This window comes from Gordonia sp. UBA7860 (genome assembly GCF_002500165.1).
GTDB classification, from domain to species: domain Bacteria; phylum Actinomycetota; class Actinomycetes; order Mycobacteriales; family Mycobacteriaceae; genus Gordonia; species Gordonia sputi.
The window spans coordinates 62877-76343 of sequence record NZ_DLSO01000031.1 but is presented as its reverse complement, the minus strand read 5'-3'; the positions used below and the strand labels follow the sequence as shown (position 1 = coordinate 76343).

The 13467-nt window shown below is 65.4% G+C and carries 10 protein-coding genes; 8 read left to right on the top strand and 2 right to left on the bottom strand.

Annotated elements, in window-relative coordinates:
- Positions 1–110: 110 nt before the first annotated feature.
- The 8 genes from B3T59_RS04925 (at position 111) to B3T59_RS04890 (ending at position 10353) form a co-directional block, all read left to right on the top strand.
- Positions 111–1433, top strand: a complete 1323-nt coding sequence (locus tag B3T59_RS04925) for a hypothetical protein (protein WP_251721549.1) — start codon at positions 111–113, stop codon at positions 1431–1433.
- A complete protein-coding gene (locus B3T59_RS04920; protein WP_287001612.1) occupies positions 1430–2863 on the top strand; it encodes a GTPase in 1434 nt (477 codons plus the stop codon). Before B3T59_RS04925 ends, B3T59_RS04920 begins: the two co-directional genes overlap by 4 nt.
- Complete coding sequence (locus B3T59_RS04915; RefSeq protein ID WP_287001611.1) at positions 2860–4767, top strand: Hsp70 family protein; 1908 nt, start codon at positions 2860–2862, stop codon at positions 4765–4767. Before B3T59_RS04920 ends, B3T59_RS04915 begins: the two co-directional genes overlap by 4 nt.
- A gap of 93 nt (positions 4768–4860) precedes the next feature.
- Positions 4861–6111, top strand: coding sequence for a hypothetical protein (locus B3T59_RS04910; protein WP_287001610.1), 1251 nt, complete (start codon positions 4861–4863; stop codon positions 6109–6111).
- Positions 6112–6279: 168 nt separating this feature from the next.
- Entirely contained in the window at positions 6280–8622 is a 2343-nt protein-coding gene (locus B3T59_RS04905) for an ATP-binding cassette domain-containing protein (RefSeq protein ID WP_287001609.1), read from the top strand.
- Between the two features lie 118 nt (positions 8623–8740).
- Positions 8741–9157 carry a CD225/dispanin family protein gene (locus B3T59_RS04900; protein WP_005206176.1) on the top strand — a complete coding sequence of 139 codons (417 nt, stop codon included), beginning with the start codon at positions 8741–8743 and terminating at the stop codon, positions 9155–9157.
- Positions 9158–9238: 81 nt separating this feature from the next.
- Positions 9239–9670, top strand: a complete 432-nt coding sequence (locus tag B3T59_RS04895; protein WP_005206178.1) for a hypothetical protein — start codon at positions 9239–9241, stop codon at positions 9668–9670.
- Between the two features lie 125 nt (positions 9671–9795).
- Complete coding sequence (locus B3T59_RS04890; RefSeq protein WP_005206179.1) at positions 9796–10353, top strand: RNA polymerase sigma factor; 558 nt, start codon at positions 9796–9798, stop codon at positions 10351–10353.
- 17 nt (positions 10354–10370) lie between these two features.
- On the opposite strand, the gene B3T59_RS04885 is transcribed toward B3T59_RS04890, so the two are convergent.
- Entirely contained in the window at positions 10371–11864 is a 1494-nt protein-coding gene (locus tag B3T59_RS04885) for a MinD/ParA family ATP-binding protein (RefSeq protein WP_414652006.1), read from the bottom strand.
- Between the two features lie 477 nt (positions 11865–12341).
- The coding region (locus B3T59_RS04880; RefSeq protein WP_287001608.1) for an LCP family protein at positions 12342–13467 on the bottom strand (1126 nt) is incomplete at its 5' end.

Here is a 13467-nt window from a genome sequence, read left to right as displayed (position 1 = left end):
CGGATCGGGTTACGGGGACGAGGGAATGGCTACACAGGCGCGGAGCGCGACGGAGCGGAAGTCCGCTACCGGCGACGCGTCGGCCATGAGTCGGTGGACTCGACGTCGGGTTGGCCAAACTGGCTACGCAGTCGGCCCAGCAGGCGTGTGTGCTGGTGCTGGTGTGCGACGCGTCGTCGCCGCTGACGGCCCCGGAGATGGAGTTCGTCCGCGAGGCGTCGTCGACGGTCGACTCGGTCGTCGTGGTGGTGACGAAAACCGACAAGAATCTTCGACGCTGGCGAGAGATCGTCAGCGAGAATGAGCGCCTCCTGACCCGCGAGATCGGCCGTCCGTTCCCGGTTTTCGGGGTGTCGAGCCTTCTCGCGTCGCTGTCGACCGAGCTCGTCGACCCCACAGAGCGGGAGCGGCTGGAGTACGAGAGTGGCATCGCGACGTTGCGCTCCGAACTCACCCGACGACTCGACACCGCAGCCGACCTGCCGGAGGTCGACGCCGTGCGCACCTGCCTCGAAGGTTTGAAAGTGTTGCGCGCCAAGATTTCTCGCGAACTCGACGCCGTGCAGGCTGGCGCCAAAGCGCTACCCGACCTCACCGCTGAGCGCGACAGACTCACCGATCTGCAGGAGCAGGCGCGGGAGTGGGAGCAGTACCTCGCCCGTGACCTCACGTTGCTGCGACAGCAGGCGGTCGACGGTCTCGAACGACGCCTCGACGACGTACGCGACAAGTGGACGCTGTACGTCAACAAGCACGGCATGCAGGTGCTGCGCCGCAGCGAACAGAAGTTCACCGCGGACATGCACGCCGATCTCCAATTGGCGATGGCGCAGACACTCGCGGAGTTCCTGCAGCGACTCCACGACACCGTGGTTGCCCCCCGATTCGCCGACGACCCCACCGTGTGGGAGGAACTGCGCGCACAGATCGTCGAATCCATGCAGGACAAGCGGATCGAGACCCATCAGGTTGCGAGCAAGCGGCATGGTCTGCTCGATCCGACGCTGCTGACCATGGGTGTTGTCGGCTCCTCGACGCTCGGCGGGATACTCGGACTGAGCGCCCTGATGGGTGTCGGCGTCGTGGTCGGCACGGTGTGGGTCGGAGTGAACCTGGGTTTCCGTGCGATCCGGGCCGGCAAGGCGAACCTGCTGACCTGGCTGCGGGAGACCATCGGCGCGACCAAGGCCGCAACCGGACGCCTCCTCGACAGTGCCGTTGCGCAGTCGCGACCCGAGATCGTCATCCGCTACCGAAACTATCTGCGCGAGAACATCGAGACGCTGCAGAACACCATCAACGAGGTCCAGAAGACAGCGCAATCCGACGCCGCATCGCGGGAGAAGACCGTGGCCCGCCTGACGTCGAACCTCGAGGTCGTCGACAAGCGGATCGCGTCGGCCGACAAGTACCTTGCGCAGGTGAAACGATGACCGCGTCCTCCGGCAACGATCCGGTGCATGCCGCTCTCGATCGCGGTCTGCGACAACTCGCCGGTCTCGGTGGCGACCTCGTCTCCCACGCCAACTCGATCGGCACCATCCTGTGGTCGCCGCCCCGAGTTGTCATTGTCGGACGCTTGAAAGCAGGCAAGTCGACGCTGGTCAACGCGCTGATCGGGGCGCCCGTTGCGGAGACCGCCGCCCTCGAGGCCACCAACGTTGTCACCGTCTACTCCGACGGCAGCCCGTCGCGCGCCGAGATCGTCGGAGTCGACGGCCGGCGCCACCGCGTCGCCGTCGCGGCCCATCAGCCGGTCGAGCTACCGCTGCGGTCGGCGGAGATCCAGTTCGTCGAGCGGTGGATGCCGTCGGCGTCGTTGCGGCAGCTCACACTCATCGACACGCCTGGATTGTCGACGCTGACAACCGAAAACGACACGGCCACACGACGTGCGGTGATCGACGGATTCGAGCAGACGCGCACGGCGTCTGTCGACGCCGACGCCGCGGTCTTCCTGTTCGACGCCGCGCCACGCACAGACGAGATCGAGTTCCTCTCCCAGCTGCCGTTCACCCCGCTCAACATGCTCGGGGTGCTGTCGCGAGCCGATTCGTTCGGCGAGGGCGCACTCGGACGGCGCGACCCGATTCCCCACGCCGCCGACCACGCTCGCGTTCTGGCAAAGCAACTGTCGGAGACGGTCAGCGACGTCGTGCCGATCTCCGGGCTCATGGCCCAAACCAGCCACACCGGCATGCTGACCGAAGACCTCGCGTCGGCGTTGGCCCGCCTTGCGCCGTTGTCCAGACTCGACGTGGTGCGCACCTTCGACAACGACGACGTCCGAAGCGAATTGTCGCCGCAGGTGCGCGCGCGACTGCTCGGTCTGCTCGGGGAGTACGACGTTCTCAACGGCCGCCAGATCGCCGCGCGCGGAGCCGCGGAGCTCAATTCGTGGTTGACCTCGCTGTCGGGCATCGACCAATTGCGTGGCGCGTTGACCACGTCGACAGCCCGGTATGCGGTTCTGCATCGGGCACACCGTATCCTTGCCCGACTTGATCAGTTGGCTTTCACCCATCCGGCGCGCGACCACATCCGGACGCTCACGATGGGACTTCGCAACGCACCGGAGTTGCATCTGGTCACCGTGCTCGAGGACTACCAGCGCATGCTGCGTACCGACCCGAACGCGGCGGTCACCGAGGAATTGCACACCATCCTTCGTGCAACGTCGGTAGCCGGCCAGGTCGGGCTACCCCCATCGGCACCGGCGCATGCGGTGGCCGCAGAGGCGCAGCGTCGTCTGGCGATGGCGCATCAGCGTTCGCTCGCCACGAGCTCGGCGGCCGAGGATGCGGCACTCGTCACCCTGATCCGCAGTTACACCCCGTTGACCACCCCGACCGCCCCCAGATGAGCAACCGGCTCACGAGCAGCACACAGGACACCCACACGCATATGTCACCGACCTGGATTCTCGCCATCGACTTCGGTACGTCGAATTCCGCTGCCGCGCATTCGGGTGCGACAAGCGGAAGCATCGAGACGCTGTCGCTCTCGCATACGAGCAATCTGATGCCGTCGAGTGTGTATGTCGCGGCCCCCGACCGGATTTCCGTCGGTGAGCCCGCGCGCAACCTCGCGCAGCAGAATCCGACCGGTTTCGTCGCTTCGCCCAAGCGACTGATCACCGGTGCTCCGACGACGGTGATCGCCGGCTACACGATGCCATCGGCGTTGCCGGTCGCCGCGGTGATGTCGGCGATCATCTCGCGTGGCAAGGCAGCACACGCGGGGCAGTTGCCGACGCAGGTCGTCTTGACCCACCCCGAGGCGTGGGCCCCGCAGCAGGTCGGAGTGCTCGTCGAGGCGGCGATGCGCGCGGGAATCGACGGCTCACGGATCAGCACTATTTCCGAACCCCGCGCTGCGGCAGCCCATTACAGCCGCTCCCATGCCATGCAGCCGGGTGCGCGGATCGCGGTCTTCGACTTCGGCGGCGGCACCCTCGACATCGCTGTGCTCACCGTGACCGGACCGAACGCCTTCCAGGTGATCGCCGCCCGCGGTGACAACGGCCTCGGCGGCAAGAACATCGATGCGCTGATTCAGCGATGGGTGGAGCAGCGCCTCGCCGATCGCGACCCCGAGTTGGTCGAGTGGCTGCGTCGACGTGCGCCGGTCGACGTCGTGCAGAGCCTGCAGGAGTCCATCCGAAGCGCCAAAGAGCTGCTGTCCGAAGCGCCGTCAGCGACCATCACGATCAACAACACCCCGCAGGGCCGCCAAACCCTACAGATCACCCGCGACGAATTCGACGAGTTGATCGCCCCGGCGGCCGAGCAGGCCTTGCGTCTGACCAGGGCAACACTGCTCGACGCAGGGATCACGCATCCGGAGCAGTTGACCGCCCTGTATCTGACAGGTGGGTCGTCGCGGATCCCGCTGATCCAGCAGCGGCTCGGTGAGGTCGGACCGGTAGCCACGCTCGACGACCCGAAAACCGTTGTGGCACAGGGTGCATTGGTGACGGCGGTCGGTGATCGCGGTGTCGACACCCGTGAGCGGCCGGCTGCTCCCACAGCCGCGGAGCTGATGACACCGGCCACGCAGCAGGCGCCGGGCGGGCGCTACCAGTCCGGTGCATCACAGGCACCGCCGGGACAGCAACGCGTTGCGCCGACACCGTCGCCGACACCGGCGTCGTCGGGTGGACGGAAGTGGGGTCGACTCGCACTGATCGGTGTGGCGGTCGTTGCGTTGATCGGCATCGTGATCGGCGGTATCGCCCTCGTGAACCGTAGTAGCGGAGATGACGACCCGAATCAGGCGGCCGGAAGCTCGACGGCCGCCGCGCAGACAGCGGCGAATGGTAGTGCGATCATCACCGATGAGAAGCAGCTCTACAACCTGCTGCCGTCCGCATTGCAGGACGGCGTCGAGGATTGCCGCAAGAGCGACTTCACCCAGAGCGGTGCGCTCACCTTGATGTGCAACATCAAGAAGGACGGGTCGTTGGCGTCGTTCTTTGCGACGCAGTCCTACGGGGGAATCGACGGGTTCATCAGCTTCTACTCCGACTCGACCAAGGTGCAGAGCACCATCACGTCGCTGCGGAACGGAACCCTCAGCAACGGCAAGGGAACCCTTGTGGAGGACTCTGCGCGCGTGTCCGCAGCGGAAATCGCCGACGACACTGCCACCAAGTCCGCCACCGCGACCTATGCGAACACGTCCAACAACCTGGGGATGACCATATTCGGGCTCGCGTCGATCGACGACGGCAAGACATTTCTGAGTCGCTCCGGATTGATTTCCTAGAACGCGGAACATTCCACGCATCCGGTCGCATCCAATCCCTGAACGCACAAGCAAGCCCGCCCGATGACGGGCACGAGAGAAAGAAGTCGTGACATGACCGGCACACCCGATCCGAAGCTCGCAGGCCTGAACGTCGAGGGCAACATCACCACCGACTCCGTCGAAGACACCAACCACGACGGTGTGCCCGAGACGGTCCACATGCACGACGACGCCGGAAACAAGATCGACGCGGTCATCGGCGACAACGGCGACGTGACCTTCACCGAGAACGGCAAGCCTGCCGGAACGGTCACCGCCGACGAGCTGAACTTGGGTACCCAGGACTCGGGTGCCCAGGATTCGGGTGCCCAGGACTCGGCTACGCAGCCGGCTGACTCCTCCGCACCGACGGAAACCCAGGTCCCCGAATCGAATTCGGAGCGGGACGCCACGCCGAACATCACCTCGGAAGAGCCGTACGCCGAGAAGTCTGACGCCGAGACGTCCGACGCCACGACCCCTGCGAGCCCCGCGGATGCGCACTCCGACACCTCGTCGCCTTCGGAACCGGCTCCCGCCGCAGCACCGACCGAGGCAGCAGGGCCGACTGAAGCAGCAGCACCGACCGAGGCAGCAGCGCCGACCGAAGCCGCCGCACCGACCGAGGCCCAGGCACCGACCCAGGCCGCCGCGCCGACCCAGGCCGCCGCGCCGACCGAGGCCGCAGCGCCCCAGCAGACTCCCGCTGAGTCGGAGAATGGCCTGCACGTTGATTCAGCTGTCGACACCGACGGTGACGGCAACGCCGACGTCGTCCACCTCACCGACGATGCGGGAAATCACCTCAACGCCTACCTCGACAACGCGGGCAACGTCACGCTGGTCGAGGGTGACGCCAACCATGACGGCAAGGTGGATACGGTTGCCTACGCCGGCGAGGACGGCACCACGATCGTCGAATCCGATACCGATGGCGACGGACACGCCGACCTGCGCTCGATCCTCGACGAGCGTGGCGAGGTCCGTGAGGTCGACACCCTCGACACCCACGGCAACGTCACGAGCGCCACGCTGGATCTGAACCAGGACGGCACCCCCGACGTCAAGCTCATCGACACCGATCACGACGGCAAATTCGACACCACGGTCCTCGACGTCGACCACGACGGCGTTCCCGACACCGTGCTTTCCGACACGGATGGTGACGGCAACGCCGACACCGTGAGCTACATCTACGGTGGCCCGGACGGCACCACCGATCCGTCGGCACACGACGACTCGCACGAGACGTACGGCACCGATTCGCATTCTTACGACGACCACGGTGCGCACGACGATCAGCACGGAGACGTTTCCGTCTGATCGACTATCAGTCTGCTTGTCCTGCAGTCTGATTGACCGTCGAAATCGACGGACCACCAACGTTCGAACAACACCGGGCGGCAGCCCCAACGCAGATCGCGGGGGCAGCCGCCCGGCGTTCGTCGTGGCGCGTGCGCGTCGTTCACCCATGCAGAAGGCGGACATTCGATGACAACCACTGTTCCGATGCGCGGCAGCGTGAGCGTCGAATCGCGTGTGTACGCGCTCGGTGACACGACGCGGATCGCAGTGGGATCGGCCCTCGACAACGACATCGTCGTCGACCACCGGGATGTGCGCGAACACCATCTCGTGATCGAATGGCGTGACGACACATGGCATCTCGTGAGTGTCGACGGGGCAACGCTCGTCTCGTCGGGTGCCGCGGTGGTTGATCTCCCGATCACCTCGACGGCAGCGGTACATCTGGGGCCTCCGGTGTCGGCGCCGATTCTCGTCGTTGCGCTCGCCGCCGAAGTATCGGCGCCGTTGCCACCTGAGTGGGAAGCCTGTGCGTCTGCCAGATTCGACGCCCCGCTCGCGACCGAAGACATCCAGCATGACCCGTTCACCGACACGCGAGCAGTGACACTCGTCGGACGTGCCCCTACGAACAACCTCGTCGTCGACGACGTGCTCGTCTCCCGACACCACGCCCGCCTCATCAGCGGGTCCGGCGCGCTGCATCTCGAGGATCTCGGCAGTGTCAACGGCACATTCGTCAACGGACACCGGATCGGGCGAGTGGCAGTCACCGACGGCGACACCGTTACCGTCGGTAACACCGACCTCGTCGTCAGCCACAGCGGTCTCGTCGCAGCCGAAAACGCTTCCGGGCCCTACGCTTCCGACCACAACGCTTCTGGGGGCGGCCTGCAGGTCGAGGGCATCGGACTCGTCGTCGACCGCACCAAAGAACTCCTCCACGACGTCGATCTCGTCGCCCGGCCGGGCACGTTGACAGCACTCGTCGGCCCATCCGGCGCGGGCAAGTCGACACTGTCGAAGATCGTCGCCGGCCTGACCGCTCCGACGTCGGGCCGGGTGTTGTTCGACGGACACGACGTCCACGCCGAGTACGAGTCCCTGCGCACCCGCATCGGCATGGTGCCCCAACACGACGTGCTGCACCGCAAACTGACTCTGCGGCAGGCACTTCGGTTTGCCGCCGAGCTTCGGCTCCCCGAGGACCTTCCCGAATCCGAGCGTGACCGCGTGATCGCGGGGGTGCTCGGCGAACTCCAACTGTCCGAGCACCTCGACACCCGCGTCGACGCGTTGTCGGGTGGCCAGCGCAAACGTGCGTCGGTGGCGATGGAATTGCTCACCGGCCCTTCACTTCTCATCCTCGACGAGCCGACGTCGGGTCTCGATCCTGCGCTCGACAGGCAGGTCATGGCCACGCTGCGGCGGCTCGCCGACGCCGGGCGCACGGTCATCGTCGTCACGCATTCGCTGACCCACCTCGCCATGTGTGATCAGGTGTTGTTGCTGGCACCCGGCGGCAAGACGGCGTTCTGCGGACGTCCTGCCGAGGTCACGCCGGCAATGGGGAGCAGCGACTGGGCCGAGATATTTGCCTACGTCGCAAGCCATCCCGACGATGCCCACCGCAGGCACCTCGCACGGACCGACGGACACGTCTCGCATCGACAACGTTCGACGTCGAGCACGCGGGTCGTGCGGACGCCTCCCCAGACCAGTGCGCAGCGCCAGGCGAGCACGATAGCGCGGCGGCAACTGCGACTGATCCTTGCCGATCCCGGTTACCTCGCCTTTCTCGTGGTGATGCCGGTCGTATTGGGGCTGCTGACGTTGGTGATCCCCGGCAGTGCCGGTTTCGGCGTCAACACGGCGCAAGACACCGCGGGCGAATCGCTTCAGGTCCTCGTCATCCTGGTGATCGGTGCCTGCTTCATGGGAATGGCGCTGACCGTCCGCGATCTCGTCGGTGAACGCGACATCTTCGAACGTGAACGCGCAGTGGGACTTCGACCCGGCTCGTACCTGACCGCCAAGATCGGCGTCTACTTCGGCGTGGCGATCGCGCAATCGGTGGTGATGGTGGTGATCTGCTATCTGGGCAAGGGGCTGCCGTCCGGAGGTGTCGTCGGAGCGGCGCCGGTCGAGTTGCTCGGCGCGGTCGCGCTCATCGCCTGTCTGAGTACGGTTGTCGGACTTGCCATTTCGGCCGCGGTGAAATCCAACGAACAGACGATGCCGCCGTTGGTCATCCTCGTCATCTCGCAACTTGTGTTCTGCGGCGGGCTCTTTCGGCTCAGCGCGCCGGGTCTGTCGCAGCTCGCGTGGCTCTTCCCGTCGTACTGGGGGTACGCAGCATCGGCGATGGCGGTGGACCTGCCGTCAGTCGCCCCGCTGGCCCCACAGACACGTGGGGCGCACCTCTGGGAGCCCGCATTCGGCAATGCGCTCCTGACTACGAGTGCGCTCGCGTTGCTCGGCGTGCTTCTGATCGCGTACACGGCGTCGAAGCTCCAGTTGAAACGATAACGACCCGAGTGACCTACCTCACAGAAGGTTTTCGACGCCGCGCGGCACATTCGGAGGGTGTCGGCGCATCCAATCTCTGACGGTGCGAGAAGCGCGCCGAACGATCTGACGAGACGCGATGTACCCCAGCCAGAACCAGCCGATGCCCGCTTACCGTGGCGCAACCCAGGCCGGACTCGACGGCCGCACCACCGTGATGCGGCCATCGGGTCGTGACCTGAATGCGGCTTCCGTGCAGCGCCCATCGCTGCAGGAGAACCCGTCGACGTCGTGCCCGCCGTCGAACATGGGTTGGGCGGCCGCGGCGCTGCTCTTCTTCTGGCCGCTGGCCTTCGCGTCATTCAGCAATGCGGGCAGTGTCGCGACGCTCTGGCTCTCTGGCGACCGCGTCGGCGCGCAGCACGCGTCCGACCAGGCGAAGAAGCTCGGAAAGTACTCGTTGATCGCGTTCGCGGTACTGTTCGTGCTCTCGATCGTGCTTTACGTCGTGGTGATCGCATCGGCGGTGTCATCGATGTCGGCCTACCGCGCCTGACACGCACCTGGCAGCATCTAACCGAGAAAGCCGGCGCGCAGTCGAACAAACAGCCGCCCGCTACGAACGAAGGAGACACGGATGAGCGCTGAGGACGACTCCATCCTGACTGCGCTGGGCATCTCGCCCGACGACGTGCAGGCCCCTCCGCCGGGAGTGTTCGAGCACGCGCTGTACGCAGCATTCGAGTCCGACGCCCCGGCCGACGACAGCACCGTCCCCGACATGGACGACGAGCCCGTCGTGCCGGCTGACGACGGCGTTGTCGTCGAGGACGGCATCTATCACGAAGACGGCCAGAACCACGACGGTCACAACGACGGCGGCCACGACAACGGCGATGGCCACAACGACGGCGGTGCGGTGTCGGCCGATCCCGCGGTCCTGCACGACGACGATCCGACGTTGCAGCACGACGATTCGACCGGCCACGACGTCGACCTCGCCGACCACGATTACGGCGATCACGACGGTGGTAGTGGACATCACGACGGGGGCGACTACCACCTGTGAATCGACCGACAAGCATGACGCGCGGGAAGCAAGCGCAATGAGCAAAGTACTGGACAACGTACGTAGTCTGCGCACCGGTGGCACCCGTCACCGGTGCGCAGGCGTGTGATTGATCGAGAGCATCTGTGGACGAAGCGGCACTCGTGATGGCTGCCCGCGACGGCGACCAACGCGCCTTCGCGGATCTGGTCAACGCCCATCGCAACCAGATCTGGGCCGTCTGCTTGCAGATCTGCGGGAACCAGCACGACGCCGAGGACGCGCTCCAGGCGACGCTGCTCGCCGCGTGGCGCAACCTCGACAAGTTCCGCGGCGAGGCGAGATTCTCCACCTGGATGCACCGGATCGCAGCCAACAATGCGCTCGCGTTGATCCGCAAGCGTAAGGCGAACACCACGCTCACCGACTTCAGCGATCCCGAGGCGCCGGTGACGCTCGACGCCGATGACTCGGCCCCTCGGTTCGACGAGCAAATCGCGCTGCGCGATGCGTTACGCGATGCGCTGCAACAACTTTCCGACGATATTCGTGAGGCCGTCGTTCTGCGCGAGTTCGGTGACTTCAGTTACGCCGACATCGCCGAGCATCAGGGCGTCGGCGTGCAGACGGTGAAATCCAGGCTCAACCGTGGTCGCACACAGCTCGCACAGTATCTCCGCGTCAACACGACCGTGGAGCCATAGCGCGCGTTCGGATGTCGTTACTGCTGCCAGGGCTGTGCTGACCGCGGATCAACGTAGTCACGACGACGGTGGTCGCCGAGAAGAGCGAAATCCTCAGCGACAGTTGCGGCCAATTCGACGAACGCGCGCCGCGTCGACTTGGCAAGGAGATCAAGATCGACCTCTGCACCCTCGGACAGGTGGTCGTCGAACGGGATCACCTGCACGGCACGGGTTCGTGCGAGGAAGTGTTGCGCCAGTTGGGTGAGATCGATGCTGGCGCTGCCACGTCGGGGTCCGCTCAGGACGACAATCGCCCGTGACACCAGGTGGCCGTAGCCGTGCGCTTCTAGCCAGTCGAGGGTCGCGCTGGCGCTGCGTGCACCGTCGAGGGCGGCCGTCGAGACGATGATCAACGAGTGCGCGAGGTCGAGGACGCCGTCCATCGCCGAATGCGACAGTCCTGTTCCGCAGTCGGTGAGGATGATGTTGTAGAAGCGCTCGAGAACCTGAATCACCGTGCGGTAGTCCTGCTCGTCGAACGTCTCTGCGGTGGCCGGATCACGTTCGGAGGCAAGGACTTCCAGTCGACTCGCAGACTGTGACGTGTGTCGTCGGACATCGGAGTAGCGGTGGATCTGCTCGTCGAGGAGAACGTCTTGCACCGTCGACGATGTCTGCTGCGGAACACGCTGTGACAGCGTCCCGAGGTCGGGGTTGGCATCGACGGCGATCACGCGATCGCCTCGCAGACTGGCGAACGTCGAGCCGAGACCCACTGTGGTGGTTGTCTTTCCGACGCCTCCCTTGAGTGACAGCACCGCGATCCGGAAGTCTCCGTGGACCGGAGCATTGAGCTGCCTGACCAATTCGTCGTGATACACCGTTGCGCGCGACTCGCTGGGGCTGATCGTGCCTCCGGAGATGCGGTGCACCGTGCGTCGCCAGCCCGATCGCGGTGGTCGACGTGCCTTGCGGAGGAGCATGCCGGAGTCGAGTCCGGGTGCGTACTGATCCTGCGGCGCAACGGGTCCGCCGAAGTGCGGCGCTCCGAATCCTGTGGGGGCCCCGAATGCTGTTGGGACACCGAATCCTGTGGGGGCCCCGAACTGATGGGGTACACCCTGCGGTTGGCCTTGCTCGGGTGGGGTCTGTTGGGGCGGCCCTTGTTGAAGTGCGGCAAACGGGGGGCCGGCGTGTGGTGGCAGTGATTGAGGTGGCACTGCGTGAGTCGGATCAGTAGGTGGCCGACGCTCCGTGGTTGTTGGCAGCGGGACCCACGAGGGAATTGGCGGCGTTTGCGGTAGCGCAGACGTGGCCTCAGGAACTGTCGGATGCTGGCCGGGGGGTGGTATGGGCACGTTCGGCGTCGGCGGCACCACCGGACCTACGGTTGCCCGGACATCAGATTCCTCGCCACCGGAACGCGACTGCTGGTATTGCTCAGTGTCTGATTGGTTGACGTCGTCGTCGTCGATCGAAGGTGGCGGGACGTGAGTACCGCCACCCAGCCATGGGGGTACGGTAGGCACCTGGTTGTTGTTGACCGTCACGTTTGGCCTCGCAATGTCGGGGTTCGGACCCGACAATACAGTGGTGTCTCCTGAGGGCGCTGAATCGCAGTTGCGTGACCCAGGGTGAGCGCTGGAGTGCGAATATCCGTGCCGAAGTCGGCCGGTTGGGAATGGACGCATGTGGCGAGCGCGGAGAATCGAAAGTAGGTGACTGGGCCAGCGTGCCGGACGTGCAGACACTGTCGGGGCAATGACAGTGCTTCAGCCAATCGAGGGCTTCGAGCCGGGAGGTGCACTTCCAAAGGGATGAGCCCGTCGGGATGTTGAAGTCCGAGTACAAAATCTTGCGCTCTGTGGCCAGCGATCTTGAGCGGTCGCGCGAAAGGCCTTGCGCGGGGTTCGAGCGGCGGACGGCGCAGTCCTAATTTCGATCGGGTCGGAGTGGCCGACCAACAACCAGCCGGTCCCCAGGTGTGATCGTGCGAGATCACCCGATCACCCGATCGCGCCGCCCTGATCGGACAGCAGGTCCTTCGGTATCTGCTGGCCCGAGCGGATGGCGTCGAAGAATTGTTTGGTGTTGTCTCCCACGGCAAGTGAGTCGCCGTCGTCGGTCTGTTCCGGACCGCCGGTCGGTGTGGTCGTGGTGATCGGATCATCGCTGAGCCACCACCCGAGCATGCCCAGGTTCCACAGGTGCGTCGAGTTGTCGACGGTCAAGCCGTCGACCGCACCGCTGATGAACGGGAACAGGCGGAACGGGTTGAGCAGCACGCCTGGGCTGGTGGCCTTCGACATCAAGGCCGACAAGAACTTTCGCTGATTGACGACGCGCTCGAGGTCGGCGTTGGGGAATGCTCGGGTGCGGACCAAACCGAGCGCCTGTTGCCCGTTGAGATCGTGACACCCCTTGGTCAGGTTGAGTCCCGCCTTGGGGTCGTGGAGCGATTGGTCGATGCAGATGTTCACGCCGCCGACAGCGTCGACGAGGGTGTCGAACCCGCCGAAGCCGATCTCGGCGTAGTGGTCGATCCGGATGCCGGTGAGTTGCTCTATGGTTTTCGCCAGCAGTTGCGGACCGCCGAAGTTGTAGGCCGCGTTGATCTTGTAGCTGCCCTGACCGGGGATCGGGACGTAGAGGTCGCGCGGGATGCTGATCAGCGTGGCCTTACCGCTGGGGGGCTTGTACGCGAGCATGATGGTGTCGGTGCGTGACCCGTCGCTGTCGCCGGTCGCGAGATTGTCCTTCTGCTGCTGGGTCAATCCCTCGCGGGAGTCGCTGCCGACGATCAGCCAGGTTGTGCCGGGGGTGTCGGAGGGACGGCCAGCGTAACCGGGCAGAGCGTCGACGCGGTGCAGTTTGCTGTCGTAGTAGAAGAACAGTCCCAGCGACCCGAGGACGATCACGAGCAGGATGATCAGGATGATCCTGCCGATGCGTCTGGGTCGGCCGAGCTTCGGTCGACGGAACTTCGGCATGCGGCGTCGAGCTGGCGACGCGGGGGCTGCGGTCTGACCACGATCCGGACGTCGCGGGGGAGCAGACGATCCGCCGCGCGACCGGCGGTCGTCGGGCGACACCGGCTCGGGCTTTTGCGTCGGCGCGTACGCGCGTGCGGCA

Bases quoted from the DNA above. Each gene is read 5' to 3' on its own strand.
- B3T59_RS04910 (WP_287001610.1), top strand. From the start codon at position 4,861: ATGACCGGCACACCCGATCCGAAGCTCGCAGGCCTGAACGTCGAGGGC.
- B3T59_RS04920 (WP_287001612.1), top strand. From the start codon at position 1,430: ATGACCGCGTCCTCCGGCAACGATCCGGTGCATGCCGCTCTCGATCGC.
- B3T59_RS04895 (WP_005206178.1), top strand. From the start codon at position 9,239: ATGAGCGCTGAGGACGACTCCATCCTGACTGCGCTGGGCATCTCGCCC.
- B3T59_RS04915 (WP_287001611.1), top strand. From the start codon at position 2,860: ATGAGCAACCGGCTCACGAGCAGCACACAGGACACCCACACGCATATG.
- B3T59_RS04905 (WP_287001609.1), top strand. From the start codon at position 6,280: ATGACAACCACTGTTCCGATGCGCGGCAGCGTGAGCGTCGAATCGCGT.
- B3T59_RS04900 (WP_005206176.1), top strand. From the start codon at position 8,741: ATGTACCCCAGCCAGAACCAGCCGATGCCCGCTTACCGTGGCGCAACC.